14 protein-coding genes are annotated in these 18,137 nt (G+C 61.9%); 3 read left to right on the top strand and 11 right to left on the bottom strand.

Annotated features, from left to right (window positions below; all coding sequences use genetic code 11):
- The 3 genes from HMPREF3172_RS02090 to HMPREF3172_RS02100 all read right to left on the bottom strand — a co-directional run.
- Nucleotides 1-1,351, bottom strand: a 1,351-nt coding sequence (locus tag HMPREF3172_RS02090) for an NAD-dependent succinate-semialdehyde dehydrogenase (protein ID WP_070515249.1), incomplete at its 3' end; no start/stop codon positions are given.
- Between the two features lie 71 nt (nt 1,352-1,422).
- Nucleotides 1,423-2,445, bottom strand: a complete 1,023-nt coding sequence (locus tag HMPREF3172_RS02095; protein WP_070515041.1) for a DUF2891 family protein — start codon at nt 2,443-2,445, stop codon at nt 1,423-1,425.
- Nucleotides 2,446-2,886: 441 nt separating this feature from the next.
- Nucleotides 2,887-3,792, bottom strand: a complete 906-nt coding sequence (locus HMPREF3172_RS02100; RefSeq protein WP_070515043.1) for an Lrp/AsnC family transcriptional regulator — start codon at nt 3,790-3,792, stop codon at nt 2,887-2,889.
- 176 nt (nt 3,793-3,968) lie between these two features.
- Between HMPREF3172_RS02100 and HMPREF3172_RS02105 the strand changes: the two genes are divergently transcribed.
- Nucleotides 3,969-4,805: a nitrilase-related carbon-nitrogen hydrolase gene (locus HMPREF3172_RS02105; RefSeq protein ID WP_070515045.1), complete on the top strand. Its 837-nt coding sequence runs from the start codon at nt 3,969-3,971 to the stop codon at nt 4,803-4,805.
- 67 nt (nt 4,806-4,872) lie between these two features.
- On the top strand, nt 4,873-6,318 hold the full coding sequence (locus tag HMPREF3172_RS02110; RefSeq protein ID WP_070515047.1) for a purine-cytosine permease family protein: 1,446 nt from the start codon (nt 4,873-4,875) through the stop codon (nt 6,316-6,318).
- 307 nt (nt 6,319-6,625) lie between these two features.
- Here the strand turns inward: HMPREF3172_RS02110 and purL are convergent, their stop codons facing one another.
- Together purL and HMPREF3172_RS02120 are read right to left on the bottom strand one after the other, a co-directional pair.
- Nucleotides 6,626-8,947: a phosphoribosylformylglycinamidine synthase subunit PurL gene (gene purL, locus HMPREF3172_RS02115; RefSeq protein WP_070515049.1), complete on the bottom strand. Its 2,322-nt coding sequence runs from the start codon at nt 8,945-8,947 to the stop codon at nt 6,626-6,628.
- A gap of 159 nt (nt 8,948-9,106) precedes the next feature.
- Complete coding sequence (locus HMPREF3172_RS02120; RefSeq protein ID WP_070515051.1) at nt 9,107-9,931, bottom strand: acyl-CoA thioesterase domain-containing protein; 825 nt, start codon at nt 9,929-9,931, stop codon at nt 9,107-9,109.
- Between the two features lie 131 nt (nt 9,932-10,062).
- Between HMPREF3172_RS02120 and HMPREF3172_RS02125 the strand changes: the two genes are divergently transcribed.
- Nucleotides 10,063-10,953 (top strand): oxygen-dependent tRNA uridine(34) hydroxylase TrhO, encoded by an 891-nt coding sequence (locus HMPREF3172_RS02125; protein WP_070515053.1) that lies wholly within the window; start codon nt 10,063-10,065, stop codon nt 10,951-10,953.
- A gap of 81 nt (nt 10,954-11,034) precedes the next feature.
- Here the strand turns inward: HMPREF3172_RS02125 and HMPREF3172_RS02130 are convergent, their stop codons facing one another.
- The 6 genes from HMPREF3172_RS02130 to purS all read right to left on the bottom strand — a co-directional run bounded on the left by HMPREF3172_RS02130 (nt 11,035) and on the right by purS (nt 18,102).
- Nucleotides 11,035-12,654, bottom strand: coding sequence for a long-chain-fatty-acid--CoA ligase (locus HMPREF3172_RS02130; RefSeq protein ID WP_070515055.1), 1,620 nt, complete (start codon nt 12,652-12,654; stop codon nt 11,035-11,037).
- A gap of 123 nt (nt 12,655-12,777) precedes the next feature.
- Nucleotides 12,778-13,761 carry a glycine betaine ABC transporter substrate-binding protein gene (locus HMPREF3172_RS02135; RefSeq protein WP_062022723.1) on the bottom strand — a complete coding sequence of 328 codons (984 nt, stop codon included), beginning with the start codon at nt 13,759-13,761 and terminating at the stop codon, nt 12,778-12,780.
- 59 nt (nt 13,762-13,820) lie between these two features.
- A complete protein-coding gene (locus HMPREF3172_RS02140; protein ID WP_070515059.1) occupies nt 13,821-15,911 on the bottom strand; it encodes a S9 family peptidase in 2,091 nt (696 codons plus the stop codon).
- 112 nt (nt 15,912-16,023) lie between these two features.
- On the bottom strand, nt 16,024-17,061 hold the full coding sequence (locus tag HMPREF3172_RS02145; protein ID WP_070515061.1) for a DUF6882 domain-containing protein: 1,038 nt from the start codon (nt 17,059-17,061) through the stop codon (nt 16,024-16,026).
- 4 nt (nt 17,062-17,065) lie between these two features.
- Entirely contained in the window at nt 17,066-17,848 is a 783-nt protein-coding gene (purQ, locus tag HMPREF3172_RS02150) for a phosphoribosylformylglycinamidine synthase subunit PurQ (RefSeq protein WP_019175885.1), read from the bottom strand.
- Nucleotides 17,845-18,102, bottom strand: coding sequence for a phosphoribosylformylglycinamidine synthase subunit PurS (purS, locus tag HMPREF3172_RS02155; RefSeq protein ID WP_019175884.1), 258 nt, complete (start codon nt 18,100-18,102; stop codon nt 17,845-17,847). Before purS ends, purQ begins: the two co-directional genes overlap by 4 nt.
- Nucleotides 18,103-18,137 lie beyond the last annotated feature (35 nt).

The raw sequence follows: 18,137 nt of genomic DNA on the forward strand, positions 1-18,137 counted from the left end.
TGTTGACGAATTCGTCCATGCCGACGGGGCCGAGCTCGCGGCCGTAGCCGGAGTTCTTCACACCGCCGAACGGCAGTGCGGCTGAATCGGTGTCGTAGGAGTTGATCTTGGCCATGCCCACGTGCAGGCGGCTGCCGACGGCTTCTGCCCGTGCGGTGTCGGTGCTGAACACGGTGCCGCCCAGACCGAAGCGCGAATCGTTGGCAAGTTCAAGGGCCTCTTCGTCCGAGCTGACGCGGTACACCACAAGAACGGGGCCGAACAGCTCTTCGTAGTAGACATCCGAGCCCACGGGGACGTCGGTGACGACGGCGGGGCTGAAGTAGGCGCCGGGGCCGTCGGCGAGTTCGCCGCCGGTGCGGATGGTCGCGCCGGCATCCTTGAGCTGTTCCATCTGCTTGGCGAGGTTCTCTGCCGCCCCGCGTGAAGACAGCGGCTGGTAGACGGTCGGGTCGTCGCTCGTGTAGTCGCCGGGCTTCATGTCGGAAGCCAGGCGGACCAGTTCGTCGACGAATTCGTCGTAGGCGTCGTCCATGACGATCAGGCGCTTGTTGGAGTCACACGCCTGGCCCGTGTTGTACATGCGGGTGGCAAACGCGTCCTGCGCTGCCTTCTTCGCGTCCTCGGTGTCGAGGATGATGTACGGGTCGGAACCGCCAAGCTCAAGAACGGCCTTCTTCAGCGCCTTGCCGGCCTGTTCCGACACGATTGCGCCGGCGCGCTCTGAACCGGTGAGCGAAACACCGGCGATGCGCTTGTCCGCAATGGCTTCGGCAATCTGGTCGTGGGAAGCGCGCACATTGACGTAGACGCCTTCGGGCAGACCGGCTTCGCGGAAGATGTCTTCGATGATCTGCGCGGATTCGGGGCAGATTTCAGCGTGCTTGAGCACAATGCCGTTGCCCAGCATGAGGTTGGGCGCAGCAAAGCGAGCCACCTGGTAGTAGGGGAAGTTCCACGGCATGATGCCCAGCAGAACGCCGATGGGGCGGCTCTGCAGGATGGCAGCGCCGTCCGGGGTGTCGAGTTTCTTGTCGGCTGCGAATTCAGCGCCGTTGTCGGCGTAGTAGTTGAGGATTTCAGCGGAGAACTGGGCTTCTTCAGCGCCTTCCGAGTGGCGCTTGCCCATTTCCTTTCCGATGATGTGGCCGAGTTCGTCAGCGCGTTCGTCGAACAGCTGAGCAGCCTTCTTCACAACGGCGGCGCGCTCTTCGATGGGACGAGCGGCCCACTGCTTCTGGGCTTCGACAGCTGTGTCGAGTGCCTGGTTCAGCTGGGCGTCGGAGATGGTTTCGTACTCGGCTTTCACCTGGCCGTCTGCCGGGTTCGTCACCGCGTAGTTCGAGCTCATCGACCCTCCTTAGTCGTTCGAGGTCTCTGTTAGCCCTAACACTATCGGCATCCGGGAACATTCCGCTTAGCCTATTGCTGTGCTTCCCAGGCGAACGTCGCAATCCAGTGGGATGACATGTATTCGTCCGATACGGCGGCCTCGATGCCCGGCGCCATAAGTGCGGGCACGGCAGAGCGCAGCTGTTCGGCGCGGACCGTGTCGCCCCACTGGGCAAAAACATCGGCTATGCGGATAAGAGAAGCGGCGACGGTCAGACCCAGACCGTAGAGGTGCGACTGGTGCCCGTCCGTGGGGTCGAGCACCGTCAGCGGTGTCAGGACCTCGGAATCGGGGGAGAGCTCGGACAGGAACGCAGGCAACCAGGTCTCGAGTTCTTCGCTGCTGAGCACATCGAGCATGAGGTCGGCCTCGCAGAGTCCCGCAGACAGGAAGTCGTGACCGCTGCGCTCAAAGTGGAACGGCCACGCGCGGTCACCGGCGTAGAACCTGCGGGCCGCAGCATCGACGGCGCTGACGACATCGTCACGACCGAAAACCTCCGCGGCGGCACGGATTCGGCGCAGACCAAAGGCGGTGTTGGTGTGCAGGCCGTGGCGGACCGGCGCAGGCGCTGTATCCAGCCAGTTCAGTGTGAGGTCAAAAACTGACTCAGCGAGGACAGCTGCACCTGCGGCAAGGGAATGCAGGTGAGGCAGGTGAGAAGTATGCAGGGCGGAGGCCAGTTGTGCCGCCCACGCCCAGCCGTAGGGACGTTCCCATGACGGATTGGCCCGCATGTACGCGGCCTCGACCTCGATGTTCGCCGGGCTGAGGTGTTCCGTGAGGATCGTGAGTGCCTGCTGCGCCCACGGTGCGTCCAGGCCCTCGGATTCATATTCGGCTTCCAACAGCTGAGTCAGCAGCCAGTGCATGTGCACACTGGAATGCCAGTCAAAGGAATTGCCGAACGCCGGGTGCATGTCCACCGGCTGCTTCAGGTCCGCATGGTCGCGCTGCACGTGGTGCGCGGCATACGGAAACTCGCGGGTGACGTTCTCAAGCGCCACCGCCGCGAACTGTTTTCTGCTGGGCAGTTGGTGTGGAAACAACATCCCACCAAGTTACCGTTCGTTACTCTGCTCTGGTGGTCAAATACTCCGGACTCTGCTGCGGCGTGCAAAAACTCGGGATTTTTCTGCCGAATCGACCGAGTTTTTGCACTTGTGAGCAGAGTCCGGGGTTCGTGCCCGCTAGATCCACTGAAGCGCAGCGGCGTGTGCGGAATGCGGTCGCATACGCAGGGAAAACCGCCAGCGGTCCTGTAGGTGTGATCATGTGTGTCTGCTGCGGCGTGCAAAAACTCGGGATTCTGCTGCGGCGTGCAAAAACTCGGGAGTTTTCTGCCGAATTGACCGAGTTTTTGCACTTGTGAGCAGAGTCCGGGGTTCGTGACCGCCAGATCAGCCGAAGTGCTTGAGCATGGTGCCCTTGGAGGTTTCCAGGAGCTCCTGCAGGCCGATGGTGAACTGGCCGACCACTCGGTCGTCGTTTGCTTAGAGGACATCTGACTCTCCGTACTGCTCTTTGACGATCCTCAGGTTTGCCCAAGAATCAACGTTTGAAACCCCCGGTAAACACCTGAGCTTCTCCACGATGTCGGCTAGTTCTCCAGCCGAAGGCGCTGAGATCGTCGCGATGAAGTCGTATGCACCGGTAGCGATCGCTAGAAACTCAGGATCAAATGCCGTTAGCTGCGGTGACAGTTCTTTGACTGGGACACCCGCCTGAATTCCGATTCCGAGGGTTGGAGCTGTGGGGTTGCCCGTCCGCACGGGAATGCCTACCGGCTTGATGATGCCGCTGGCGATAAGCCTCTCTACTCTAAGGCGGGCGCCACTCGGGGAAAGACGTGTGGCGTTCCCGATTTCTCGATACGTAGCTCGGACATCATTCTGAAGAAAACTTATGATCGATCGGTCGACGCTGTCGAGAGCTAAAGGTGTTGTGCTGGTCTGAAGCGGGGAGAAACGATTGGTGATGATCGCCTCATAAATGCTAGAACGCACGACTGTGACACCGGGAAGCTGTAGAACTCTGTCGATAGTGTTTCTGAGGGAGGGGTCAGGCCCTACTCTGATTTCGGCATCGAGTGAGAAGTGGCCGGTGACGTCAGCGACAAACGCCGTTTCAGGCATTTCAGTAAGTGCCTCGCGGACAGGCTGGGCCGGCCCCGACACTGCTATCTGCAAATACGCAAAGCGCTCTATTCCGAGAACGTCGGGTCTGACAGAGACCTTCAGGCGAATTTCATCGCGTGCCAAAGCTGATTGCACGACTGAAGCTACTTGATGGCGAGTGAGTCCGACAGCAGAGGCTATGTGTACAAATGATGCGCGTCCGTTATCACGCAGTTCTTGCAGTACTTCTTGTTTAGCCTCGCTGCTGACGTTGCCTGCCATGATCCCGCCTCCTTGCGGATTAAAAGCCTATCCATGTTCCAGCCTTGCAGCTGAAACCTCTTTAGACGAGTCTACTGGTGAAAATCTGGGCCTTACATTTACATATACGCACTCTATGCGGCGATACGCTCGCAAAGTGGTTAAGAAAAGTGATCTAGAGCACTATTCTCGTGTGCATGACAAAAATTGCTTGCTGCCAGTTCGAACCGAAGCTGGGCGAGGTTCAGTCGAATGTCGATGAGACGCTCAGGCTTTTTGCTAGCGCAGTCGACAGTGGTGCCGAAGTGGTCGTGTTTCCAGAGTTGGCCAACTGCGGCTACGCGTTCACCGGCTCGGCTGAGGCCTCATTGGTTGCTGAACCATTGGACGGGAACACAGTCACGAAATGGAAGGAAGCGGCCGATCGGTCGGGCTCAATGATAATTGCAGGCTTCTGCGAATCGAATGGCACATCTGCCCCATTTAACAGCGCAGTCCTAATAGAGCCAGGCAAGGCTCCTGTTGTCTATAGGAAAGCTCATCTTTGGGATGCTGAGCCTCACGTTTTTACGCGTGGTGATGCCATTCCGCCGGTGGTGGAGACCGCTCACGGGCGTATTGCAGTGGCAATCTGCTATGACCTCGAATTTCCCGAATGGGTGAGGAGCGTTGCGCTACGCGGCGCGGACCTGGTCTGCGCGCCGGTGAACTGGCCGAGAATGCCACGCCCCGCAGGTGAGCGTCCTGGTGAAGTTGTACGCGTGCAAGCGCAGGCTGCTATGAATCGCATGGCCATTGCTGCATGCGACCGTTCGGGGTTTGAACGGGGCATCTCCTGGACTGCCGCATCTGTGATCGCAGACGCTGACGGGTGGCCTGTAGCAATTGCTGACACAGCTGAAGCGGGATCGCAGACGATCTTCGCAGACATTGACCTGGCTAAAAGCAGGAATAAGCGACTAACCGAACGCAGCGATGTATTCGCGGATCGCCGTACTGATCTATATGGGGACGGACGCACCGGCGCTACCTGATCAGGCGCTCAGATGGTGTGATCCTGATGGTTTTAATCGCTCGTCCGTAGTGTTTTAGGAGACGAAGATGTCAACGCATGAGCAAAATGGTGGATCTCGTTCGATTATTGAGTCGAGGTCGATCGACGTAGTGCCTCTGTCTGAGCGTCATGGAAAGGTCTGGCACCAAGGCCCCTTTTGGTTTGCTGGAAACTTTGTCTTGACCACGATGGTGGTTGGCTTCACCGGTCCGTCGATGGGGCTGGGTCTTGGTTATTCGATTTTGGCAGTCATGTTGGGGGTTGCGTTCGGAACCTTCTTTATGGCTTTCCACGCCAACCAAGGGCCTGCAATGGGTCTAGCGCAAATGATCCAGTCTCGAGCTCAGTTCGGGAGCCGCGGCGTAATCCTCCCGCTGGTCGCGACTGTGTTTGTCTACATCGGCTTTCTAGTATTCGACACTATCCTCGTTGCGGAGGGGATCGGTGTCTCTTCGAACGCTACGTGGTTCTGGTACCCGGTAATCATCGGCGTCTCAATTGTCATCGCGGTCGTGGGCCATGATCTGCTTCATATCATTCAGAGATGGATGACCTATCTCTTGATCGCGGTTTTTGCTGTCATTACCTTGTACTCGGTGGTGCACTTTCCCACTGCACCGGTTGACGAAGCGGCGCCGATCACGACGGCCGGTTGGGTGTTGTCGGGCTTCTTGGTCCAATTCTCGCTAGCAGCGGGCTACAACATCAGCTACTCCGTTTATGTTTCTGACTACACGCGATACTTGCCTCCAACCTCGTCGGCTCCCAAACTCATCGGCGCCGTGTACGCCGGGGCGGGTGTGTCAGCCATATGGTTGATGTCGTTGGGTGCGCTCCTGGCTAGCTATATTCCGGATGCCGGTCCCATTGCGACTATTCGTGAAGTTGGGGACATGATCATCCCGGGCTTTGGGACAGTTGCCGTGCTTGTCTCGTCAATAGCCTTGGTATCAATCATGGGCGTCAACGCATACGGGGCGATGCTAACGGGGGCTAGCGCAGTTGATGGTTTCCGACCGATGAAGCCGACAGTCAGGCTGCGAGTAGTCTCACTGGTGATCGTTGGCCTCATCGCGCTTTGTGTGGCTTTGGCTATTCCCGAAGACTACTTGGACAGCTTCAACAGTTTCGTGGGCTTGATGCTGTACTTCTTGATTCCATGGACAGCAGTGAATTTGGTCGACTTCTATATTGTCCGACGCGGACGGTACGCCCTGACCGACATTGTTGCTGGCGATGGAGTTTATGGCCGCTGGGCTTGGCCGGGTTTGGTTGCCTACGCCGTAGGCTTCGTTGCGATGATTCCGTTCTTCTCTCTTTCGTTCTTCACCGGGCCAGTCGCAGCCATGATGGATGGTGCCGATATGTCCTTTGCGGTCGGACTGCTGGTTTCGGGGTTGAGTTACATATTCCTTGCTGGCAGAAAGCCTGTAACGTCAGGTGAAGAAGAGGCAATCAAGCGTAGTGCAGAGGCCCTCGAAGCCAACCGCTGAGACTGACTGACGTTGCCCTCCCGGCACAAAGAACAAGTTGCCGCTTACCTTCCCACGTGAGCGGCGCCTCGTGGGTCAAGCAGACGTGTGTCTGCTGCGGCGTGCAAAAACTCCGGACTCTGCTCTGGTGGTCAAAAACTCGGGAGTTTTCGGCCGGATCAACCGAGTTTTTGCACCTGTCGGCAGAGCCCGGGGTTCGTGACCGCTAGATCCACTGAAACGCAGCAGCGTGGGATGAAAGCGCAGAAAACGAACGAGGTGCCGCTCACCTTGAACGGTGAGCGGCACCTGGTGTGTTGGCTTCAGATCAGCCGAAGTGCTTCAGCATGGTGCCCTTCGAGGTTTCTAGGAGCTCCTGCAGGCCGATGGTGAACTGGTCGACCACTTCGAGGCTCGCCTGGTTGTCTTCGCCGGCATCAGTCATGCCGATGCGCACGTGCGGGAAGTTCCGGGCGGTGCACATGTCGGTGAAGCGCACTTCTTCCGAACGCGGCACGGCGACGATTGCACGGGCTGCGGTTTCGGAGAACAGCGCGGTGAACAGGTCCACACCGTCTCGCTTCATGACTTCGTCCAGCCAGATGCGCGCACCCATGCCGAAGCGCATAACCGATTCGGCCACGGCGATGGCCAGACCGCCCTCCGAAAGGTCGTGCGCGGTGTCGATCATGCCGTCACGGCTGGCGTTGATGAGGATCTCGCCGAGTTCGCGTTCAGCTTCCGGCTTGAACTTCGGAGGCAGACCGCCCAGGTGGCCGTGGGCGACATCCGCCCAGGCCGAACCGCCGAAGTCCTCTTCTGTTTCGCCCAGCAGGTAGATGGCGTGGCCGGCACCCGTGAAGCCCGACGGGGTTGCGCGGGTGACGTCGTCGAAAACGCCCATGACGCCGACAACCGGGGTGGGCAGGATCGCGGTGTCGCCCGTCTGGTTGTACAGCGACACGTTGCCGCCGGTGACGGGAACGCCAAGAGCCTGGCATCCCTTCGCGAGGCCCTCAATCGCGGTGGCCAGCTGCCACATGATTTCGGGGTCTTCCGGCGAACCGAAGTTGAGGCAGTCGGTCACGGCCATCGGACGAGCGCCGGTGGTGGCGACGTTGCGGTAGGCCTCGGCCAGTGCCAGCTGAGCGCCGGTTGCCGGATCCAGGTAGGTGTAGCGGCCGTTGGCGTCGGTGGCCAGCGCAATGCCCAGGCCCGTTTCCTCGTCGACGCGGATGACACCGGCGTCGTCGGGGAAGGCCAGAGCGGTGTTGCCCTGGACGTAGCGGTCGTACTGGTTGGTGACCCATTCCTTTGAACACAGGTTGGGCGAGGCTATAAGCTCCAGCAGGGTCTGGCGCAGTTCGTTGCCGCTTTCGGGGCGGGCCAGTCCAGCGGCGTCGACCGTGTTGGCCTGTGTTTCAGCCTGCCAGGATGGTTCGCTGTAGGGCCGTTCGTAGACCGGGCCGTCGTGGGCGACGGAGCGCGGAGGAACGTCGACGATGACGTCGCCGTGCCATTCGATGACCAGGCGGCCGGTGTCGGTGACTTCGCCGAGAACCGAGGTTTCGACTTCCCACTTGCCCACGATCTCCATGAATTCGTCGAGCTTCTCGGGCCGCACAACGGCCATCATGCGCTCCTGAGATTCCGACATGAGGATCTCTTCGGGGGTCAGCGTGGGGTCGCGCAGCAGGACGTCGTCCAGGGCGATGTGCATGCCGCCGTCGCCGTTGGAGGCAAGTTCCGAGGTGGCGCAGGAAATGCCGGCCGCACCGAGGTCCTGAATGCCCTCAACGGTGTCTGCGGCGAACAGTTCGAGGCAGCACTCGATGAGCACCTTTTCGCTGAACGGGTCACCGACCTGCACCGCGGGGCGCTTGGATTCGGAGCCCTCTTCGAAGCTTTCGGAGGACAGGATGGAGGCACCGCCGATGCCGTCGCCGCCGGTGCGCGCACCGAACAGAACAACCTTGTTGCCGGCACCGGAGGCGTTCGCCAGGTGGATGTCGTCGTGTTTCATGATGCCGACGGCCAGCGCGTTGACCAGCGGGTTGCCCTGGTAGGCGGGGTCGAAGATGGTTTCGCCGCCGATGTTCGGCAGGCCGAGCGAGTTGGCGTAGCCGCCGATGCCGGCAACAGCGCCGTGGCACACCCGAGCGGTGTCCGGGTGGTCGATCGCACCGAAGCGCAGCTGGTCCATGACCGCGACCGGGCGCGCGCCCATGGAGATGATGTCGCGGACAATGCCGCCGACGCCGGTGGCCGCACCCTGGTAGGGCTCGACCATGGTCGGCGAGTTGTGCGACTCAACCTTGAACGTGACGGCCCAGTTCTGCCCGATGTCGACAACACCGGCGTTTTCGCCGATGGGCACGAGCATGTGCTTCTTCATGTCTTCGGTCAGGTATTCCCCGAACTTGCGCAGGTGCACCTTGGAGGACTTGTAGGAGCAGTGCTCCGACCACATGACGGAGTACATGGCCAGCTCTGCCGAGGTGGGACGACGCCCAAGCACTTCGCGGATCGCGTCGTACTCGTTTTCCTTCAGGCCGAGTGACGCCCAGTCCTGCTCGACATCCGGGTTGGCGGCCGCGTATTCGACGGTCTCCTTGACCTTTTTGTCGGCAGAGGGGTTCGTGGATGACATGCCTGTCGAGGTCCTCTCGTTGCTGCGCTCCTCGCGCGTATCCGGGTGCGCGGGGATGACGGGGGATTCCGTGGTCATCCTACCGCGCGCGTACCCGCCTGCGGCACGCGGTCGATGGGCGTCGCACCGGGGTGCTCCGCAAAGCTCACGAGGTGCCGCTCACCTGAGCGGGCGGATTGTCAGGGACTGTGTGACGACGGCAAAGGGGCCGTAGGCGTCGTGCCAGACGGTGTGGGTTGTGCCCAGGCCGGTGGGGCCGAAGCTGACACTGACATCCCCGGCCTGCCAGGGCAGGCCGACGGGGTCCTGGGGGACCGGCTGCGGCGTGATTCCCGGTACGGGAGTGTGGGGTTTGCGGATGTACGTGACGGTCAGTTCGACATTGGGGTACGCGACCTTCCGCGGATCTTCGCGGACAGACATGCCGTTGGCGGTATCGAACAGGGCAGCAGACTTCGCGAACTGCGAGGTCGGCTCATCGGCGAGATCAACCGTGGACGCCAGCCAGAAGTGCGCACGCCCCGGCTCGAACTGGTGCCGGTACGCCCGCAGAGTGGTGATGTAGTCACCTGGCCACACGCTCGAACCAGCGAACTCTTCCATGTCCTCCAGCGGGGTGAGCGCGGGGAAAGGCGAGGCGGCAAGAGAAGCGGTCTCCACCTCGAGAGTCAGCCAGGCGCGAGCCCGCACAATGACCCGCCCGCCATAGGTGAGCAGCACTTCGACCAGTTCGATGGTCCGTCCCGGCCGCAGCACCTCGACGCTGTAGTCATACGTCGCAATCGGCACCACACCGTAGATGTCAAAGCTGATCCGCGAAACCTGCAGGTGGTCGTGACCGCGAGCCTGCGCGTCAGATTCGATGATGTGGGTGATGAGGCCCAGCGTGGGCGAAATGTGCTGCTCTTCCGGGTTCCATGCTCCCGAGGTGTGCTGCGTGGCCGTGAAGCTGTGCGCGCCGTTGCGCTTGAAGAAAACGTCCATACGCGCATTGTGGCACGCGTCTCATACGGTGGAGCAGCTGACGGGATCTGGTGAGGCCCGGCCCTCGGGAGTGAGCCCGGCGGGTGGTGACCGGCGCCTCGGCAGTTGGGGCGCTCAATACAATTGAGGCTATGTCGGTGCAGAAAATCGTCCTCTTCTACGTATTCACCCCTCTTGCTGACCCAGAAGCCGTGCGGCTGTGGCAGCACGCGCTCGCCGAAGGATGCGGGCTCAAGGGGCGCGTCATCATCTCCAAAGACGGCATCAACGCAACGCTCGGCGGAGACATCGACGACGTCAAAAAGTACGTGCGCATCACCAAGAGCTACGAGCCGTTCAAAAAGGCCGACATCAAATGGTCCACCGGTCAGGGCGACGACTTCCCGCGCCTGTCCGTCAAAGTGCGGCCGGAGCTTGTCACCTTCACCACACCGGATGAAATCAAGGTCGATGCTGACGGTGTGATCGGCGGGGGAGAGCACCTCAAGCCGGGCGCCCTGCACAAGCTCATCGAAGAACGCGGCGACGACGTTGTGTTCTTCGACGGGCGCAACGCAATGGAAGCCGAGATCGGACGGTTCCGCGGCGCAATCGTGCCGGATGTCGAAACCACGCGGGATTTCATCGACGAAATCGAATCCGGCAAATACGACGAATACAAAGACCGCCCGGTCGTGACCTACTGCACCGGCGGCATCCGCTGCGAAGTGCTGTCGGTGCTCATGAAGAACCGCGGCTTCAACGAGGTCTACCAGCTGGACGGCGGGATCGTTCGCTACGGCGAAACCTACGGCAATTCAGGGCTGTGGGACGGTTCGCTGTACGTGTTCGACAAGCGTATGCACATGGAGTTCGGCTCTGGTGCTGAGTCGCTGGGCTCGTGCCTGGAGTGCGGCAAGCGCACGCCGAAGTTCGTCAACTGCGTCAACGAAAACTGCCGCCAGCAGTTCCTGCGCTGTGAAGACTGCACCCGCGCCGGCCTGCACCCCACGTGCGGCAGCTGCGTGTCAGTCGGCATGTGAGGGTGCGGCGGCTGAGCCTGCCGGGCGGTGGCTGAGCCGGCCCTGCGGCGGCTGAACCTGCCGGGCAGGCGGTGCTTCGCTTCAGCCCTCCCGCAGCTGGACCTTGCTGATCTTGCCCGTTGAGGTTTTGGGCAGTTCAGCCACGTAGCGGTACTCGCGCGGAACCTTGAACCCGGCAAGGCGAGCCCGCACGTGTGCTGTGAGCACCTCGTCTTCAAGTTCCGCCCCGTCGCGGGTGACGACGTAGGCGCGCGGGCGCTCGCCCCACCGCTCATCCGGCACTCCGATGACTGCGGCTTCGGCCACCAGGGGGTGCGAACCGATGGCGTGCTCAACTTCGATGGTCGAGATGTTCTCGCCGCCGGAGATGATGATGTCCTTCGCGCAATCCTTCAGTTCGACGTAGCCGTCGGCGTGCATGACACCGAGGTCGCCGGTGTGCAGCCAGCCGCCGGCAAAGGCCTTTGCTGTGGCTTCGGGGTTGCGGTAGTAGCCGGCCATGACGGTGTTGCCGCGCACCACGACTTCGCCGATCGTCGCCCCGTCGGCGGGCACATCGACCAGAAGCCCGTCGCTGTCGGTTTCGCGCTCGACAACGCGCAGTTCGCTCGAACCGATCTGCCCCACACCCTGCCGTGCCAGCAGTGCGGCACGGGTGTCGGCCGGCAGGTTCTTCCACTCGTCCTGTTCGTAGGCGACCGTGTAGGGGCCGGCGGTTTCAGTCATGCCGAAGGAGTGAGTGACGGAGAATCCGAGTGCCTCGACCTCGGCCAGTGTGCGCGGGTCTAGTGGCGCCCCGCCGCACGTGACGCGCAGCGTGTAGTTCAGCGGGTGGGCTTCTTCGGTTCCCAGCACAGTGCGCACGACGGTCGGTGCGCCGTTGAAGTGTGTGACTCGGTGGCGGTCGATGAGTTCCCAGATCTTGGGCCCGCGCACTGCGCGCAGGCACACCTGGGTGCTGCCGGCTGCGGTGAGCGCCCATACTCCGCACCAGCCGTTGCAGTGGAAGATCGGCAGGGTCCACAGGTAGACGCTGTCGGTGTCGAAGCGGGAGTGCAGCACCTGGTTGATCGCGTTTGTGTACGCCTGACGGTGGGTGACGACGACGCCCTTGGGATTGCCTGTTGTGCCGGAGGTGTAGTTGATCCCCAGCGGGTCGAGTTCGCTGTGGGGCGCCCACTGGAACTTACGAGGTGCCTGCCCGGTCTGGTCTGCTCCCGGCTGCTGGGTCTGGGCTAGGAGTTCCGCAAGGTCGGTGAAGCCCTCGGGCAGCTGTGCGGCGGGGTCAGCCTCGCGGTCGACGGCGATCGTCGCGACAGTGCTGAGCTTGCCTATGAGAGGTTGGACAACCGGGATGTATTCGGCGTCGATGACGAATACTCGCGCGCCGGAGTGTTCGAGGATGAAGTGGATTTCTGCACTGGTCAGGCGGATGTTCAGAGGCACGAGGACGGCGCCTGCCAGCGGCACCGCGAACTGGGCGACGGCCATTTCGAGGGTGTTTGGCGCCATGTAGGCCACACGGTCGCCAGGGCGGATGCCGAGGTCAGTCAGCAGCTGTGCGCGGTGTTGGGCGTCGGCTGCGAACTCGGCGAAAGTGCGTGTGGTTTCGCCGTCGATGATGGCTGTGCGGTTGGGGTAGACGCGGGCGCTGCGCTCAAGGAAGCTCAGCGGCGAAAGCGGTGTGTGCAGTCCAGTCATAGCTGTGACGTTCCCAGAGCTGAGCGCCGGGCATGGCTTAAGAGGTCACACAGTTTCACGGCCCGTCATACATGACGCATGTATGACGGGCCGTGAAGCAAAAGTGACGCTGTGAGTCGGGGATCAGCTGTCAGTGCTGAGGTCGCCGCTCTGCCATTCGTCGAAGAAGTCCTGGTTGTCCTGAGCCCACTCGTCGACTGCCTTCTGAGGTTCCTTGCCGTCGTAGTCCTTGGCCATGACCTTCTCCAGGCTCTGAAGGCGCTCCGGAGTCAGCGCCAGGTTCTTCAGAGCCTGTGCGGCCTGCGGATGCTCGTCCGTAAAGCCAACACGTGAGAATGAGTAGAGGAAGTCGGGCTCACCGAAAGCGCCGAGGTCATCTTCGAGGTCGCGGATCTTGAATTCGTCATACGCCCAGTGCGGGTGCCACAGGGTGACGGCGATGTTGTCACCGCTGCTTTCGGCCTTGCTCAGAGCTGCCAGCATGGCCGGGGTCGAAGATGAAATGAGGTTGAAGTCATCCAGACCGTATTCCGGGATGACGTCGTTTTCCGTCGCATCCATGAGGCCTGAACCCTTTTCGATGCCGACAATTTCGCCGCCGAAATCGTCCTTGTGGTCCTTCAGTTCACTCAGTTTGGTGATGGGAGCGTCTTCATTGACAGCAATGACGTTCTGCGCCTCGTCGTACCAGCAGCCCTGCTCTTCGAGCTTGTTCTGGTACTTTTCGATGTACTTTGCGTGGGTTACCGGCAGCATTGACGATGACATCCAGTCGACATCGCCGTTTGCGGTGGCGACGAAACCCGGAGCCAGGTCAAACATTTTGACTTCGACCGAGTAGTCGTAGTTGTTCTCCAAGAGGTACTTGGCGAGGTGCGCTGTGGCGATGGTTTCATCCCAGCCGTTGAACGCGGCGACAGTCACGGACTTGTCTTCGTCTTCTGCGGTTTCAACTTCGTCGAGTGGCTGTGAATCGCCTGCTGGTGTGCATTCACCCCAATCGCGGTCCTTGTTCGCGTCGGTGGTTCCCGCACTTTCTGTGCTGCAGCCGGTGAACAGCATGACAGCGGAAACGCTGAGTGCGGTGAGTAGGCGTGCAGTTTTCACGATGCTCCTTCGATAGCGGTTGTCATCGTTTTCACAGTAACAAGCGCTGCGAGTCCGCCTCAGCCGAGTTCCTCTGCCGTCTGGGTTTCTTCGTCCAGCACGTGGTGGCGAAGGAAGTCGATGAACGTGCGGTACCAGACCTCCGCATTTCCGCGGCCCAAAATCCAGTGGCCTTCGTCCGGGAAGTACAGGAAACGGTGCTGGGTCAGCCCGTCCGGCCCAGCTGGGGTCTTCGACTTGCGCAGCAGGTCAAACCACAGCTCCTGACCCTGGCCGATCGGCACCCGGTAGTCCTTATCGCCGTGGATGACAAGCATCGGGACCTCGATATCGGCGGCGTACAGGTGCGGTGAGTACTCCTTCGACTGACCGGCCATCGCATCGTTCCACGAAGAATTGTCGGTTGTCCGGCCCATGGATTCGGTGTTCCACAGGGAAGCGTGAGTGACAGCGCACTTAAAGCGCGCACCCGTATGTCCGGCGACCCAGTTGGTCATATAGCCGCCGTAGGACCCACCGGCAAAGGCCGTGCGCTCAGAGTCGATGTCAGCACGCTTTTCGGCCGCATCGGTCAAAGCCATGATGTCGGTGAACGGTGTGCCGCCCAGCTGCTGCTGACCGCGGGCAATCATGTACTGTCCGTAACCGGTGGAAATCGCGGGGTCCGGCAGGAGCACCGCAAAGCCGGCAGCCACAAACGGTGCGGGGTTCCACCTGTAGGTCCACGCATTCCACGAACCCCACGGGCCACCGTGTGCAAACACAACGAGCGGGTGCGGGCCATCGCCGTCCGGCAGCGACAGCCAGGCGCGAACCTCGGTGCCGTCCTCAGCAGTCGCAGTGACCTCGTCAAGCCGACCCGGCACCTCGACCGCCCCGGTCGGATTGGCAAGCTCGGTCACCTCACCGCTGGCGGGGTCGATGGCGACCGGCTGCGGTGGGGTGTCAATGGAGGAGCGCAGGGCAACCACGCGGCCGTCGTGCACGGCGACTGCGGAAAACACGTACTTCTGTTCGGGCCCACCGGCCAGCCTGCGCGGGGCGGCATCGTTGAGCCCGCCAATCCACACGGAACCGCGGCCGTGGTCATCGGAGGCAGCCACAAGTGTGTTGTCATCGAGCCACACAGCGTCGAACCACTGGTCGAATTCCGGCCACAGGGGCTGCTCGCCGCTCAAACCGCCGTCACCGTCGATCGTGTGCACGTGCGGGTGCGGGTGGAGGTCCTGGTCCGGCATCCATTCATCGACGTGTTCAACGATCACGCGCGCGTCATCCGGGCTGAGAGCACCCAGCCAGCGTGAATCCGTTGGCTGAGATGTCAGCAGCTGCTGGGGCGCCTGCTTGCCCGTGAGGTCGACCCGGTGGATGCTCACCTGGTCGATGTGGTCCATGAGTGTGCGTCGCACCGATACGAGCGCCCACGTGCCGTCAGCGGATGCTTCCCAGCCGACCAGCGAGCCTTCCGGCATCTGCGGGTAGGTGAACTCCAGCAGCGGCGGGAGGTCGTCGCCGTCGCGCTTGTGGGCAAAGTCGTCCGAGGTGGAACTCAGCTGGCTCAGATCCTGCGGCAGCTGTGCCACGGCCAGGCGATTGACGTGCGGCCCGAGGTCGGCATCCCACCGGCGGGTGGGGAACTCGGGGTGCAGAATGCCGGAGACTTTCGCGTCTGAGCGCTTCTTTACAAGCTCAGCGTGTTCTTCTTCGCTGTTCGCCTGGGAGTGCACGGCCAGCTGTGCCACGAGCGCACCGGGGCGAAGAGTGAAGCCGCCGAAACCGCCGGGGCGTGTGGCAATGCGGCGTGCTTCACCCCGTGCCGGCAGCAGGAACAGGGCAGCGTCCTCGGCTTCGTCGCCGTCGTCGCCGGCACGTTTGGCGGTGAAGAAAACCGAGCCGTCTTCGGCGATCGCGGTCGCGCCGATCGAGGCTGCTCCGCGGGTCAAACGCCGTGGCGACGGGTAGTCGGTGTTCGCGTCAGCGGCGAGTTCAACCAGGTGCGTGGCGTAGGACTGGCCCTTTCCGTCCAGCGACTGAACCGAGGCCAACAGCGGGCCGCCGTCGCGGCGGCAGGTCAGCCCTCCGGTGCGCGGCGCATCGAGAAGTGACGTGAGGGTGGGGACGTATGCGGGGGAGTGAGCTTCTTCGGTCATGCCGAAATCGTACTCCCCGGAGTGACGCGGAACACATAGGGGTCCGCGTATAGAAAACCTCAGCTCAGCAGAGCAGCAATAGCGGCAGCGACCGCACAGGCCGCCACCCGCGTCATCGACCGAAGAGTCTTCCGAAGAATCCCTTTTTCTTCTTCTTGGGCTGTTCCTCGACAGGGGTCTGCTCCGGTGCCTGCTGCTGGGCAGCCGGCTTGTCTTCTGCCGGTTCCCGAGGTGCCTCCGGCTGTTCGGCAGGAGCCTTTTCGGTTTCTTCGGCTGCTGCTGCAGGCTTTTCTGCTGCAGGGCGTTCAGGCGTCGGTTCGTCGACTTCGCCGGCGCCGGTGTAGTGCTCGCCCAGTGCAGGCGCGGGCTTTTCGGTGCTCGGCTCTTCGGCCGGCTGTGCGGCGACGTTGAAGTCGACCTCGATCGGCACGGACTGCGGCGTGACCGGCTGTGCAGCAGTGAACTGCTCCTGCGCTTCGCCTTCCAGAGGTGCGTGTACCTGACAGTTGGTCAGGCGGGACTGCTCGTCGAAGTCGGTGTCAGCCGAACCGTCGGCCAGCAGAATCCGCAGGCTTGAACCCTCAAGGGGAGCGGTGGCAAAACCGCGCAGGGCTGCGTAGTCCAGAAGCGCCTGCCTGTGGTCCGTGATGCCTCCGGACTTCACCCCGGCGGCCAACGCCTTGACGACGGAGCGGATGGTCGGTTCGATTTCGCTGAAGCCCTGCACGTCCAGCAGGGTCCAGACGGTCATCGTGCCGGTCTTCAGCGGGTAGTGCACCCAGTGGCCGGTGATCCGCTTGGCGGCGATCACCAGGCTGAGAGCGTCGTCGTCACCGGCTTTGAACTCATCGAGCGTGAGGTTATTGATGCCCTCGCGCTGACCGTAGTCACGCATGGCTTTCGCGAGTTCGACAACGGGGCCGGAAAAATCGCTGAGCTCTGACCACGCCCACCGCCAGGTTCCGGAAACGGTGTCGGTGGAGCCCAGAAGGTGAACGTCGGCGTGCAGCTGGTCGCCGAACACAATGTGTCCGCGCTGCAGGTCGACTTCCCATTCGCCGTTGGTCTGCGCCAGCAGCGCTTCAAACGTCCTCTGGGCCTCGATCGATCCGAAAGCGGCCTGCTGCAGCAGGGTGGTCAGTTCGCTCATAAGCTCATTTCTCCAGGACGGTCCGCAGTACCGACGTGAAGAATCCCTGACCGTCGACACCCTGGCGCATGCCGACTGCAGAATCCGGGCCGAACCCTGCTTCGACGGCGTGCTCGGGGTGCGGCATGAGTCCTGCGACGTTGCCGCGCTTGTTCGTCACACCGGCGATCAGGTCGATTGAGCCATTGGGGTTCGCGCCCACGTAGCGGGCGAGCACCTGGCCGTTGTCTTCGAGTTCCCGGATGGTCTCAGCGGGAGCCTGGAAGGATCCTTCGCCGTTCTTCAGCGGGATGGTGATCTTTTCGCCGGTTTCGTAGTCACGGGTCCACGCGGTGTCCGCGTTGACGATTTCAAGTTCCTGGTCCTTGCAGATGAACTGCTGGGCGGAGTTGCGCACGAGAGCACCGGGCAGCAGACCTGCTTCACACAGAACCTGGAAGCCATTGCAGATGCCCAGGACCGGCATGCCGTCTTCTGCTGCGGCGATGACGGAGTCCATGACGGGTGCGAAGCGGGCAATTGCGCCGCAGCGCAGGTAGTCGCCGTAGCTGAAGCCGCCGGGCAGGATGACGGCGTCGACGTTCTTGAGGTCTGCATCCGCGTGCCACAGGCTCACGGCCTGCGCACCGGACAGCGTGACGGCGCGAGCGGCGTCACGGTCGTCCAGGGTTCCGGGGAACGTGACAATGCCGATGCGCACGTTTTCGGCGCCTTCGAGCGTGGTGGTTGAACGCTGCGCCCCGATGAGCGGGCCGCCGTCGGTGTAGGCGGTGCGGGTGGCGGTCACTTGGTGCCGTCCTCAGCGGGGTAGACGCCGACGACGTCTTCGATGATGGTGTTGGCCAGCAGCGTTTCGGCGGCCTTCTTCACCTGTTCGAGAACTTCGGGCGTGGGTTCGCCATCGTGTTCAAGCTCAAAGCGCTTGCCCTGACGGACAGCGAAACCGGAGAATCCCAGACGGTCGAGTCCGGCTCCGATGGCCTTGCCCTGGGGATCGAGGATTTCGGGTTTCGGCATGACCTCGACGATGTAACGTGCCACCTGCGCTCCTTGGTGTTCTCCGGTGATGACGGCGC

Origin of the sequence: Brevibacterium sp. HMSC08F02, from assembly GCF_001807555.1 — a bacterium.
Lineage (GTDB): Bacteria > Actinomycetota > Actinomycetes > Actinomycetales > Brevibacteriaceae > Brevibacterium > Brevibacterium ravenspurgense.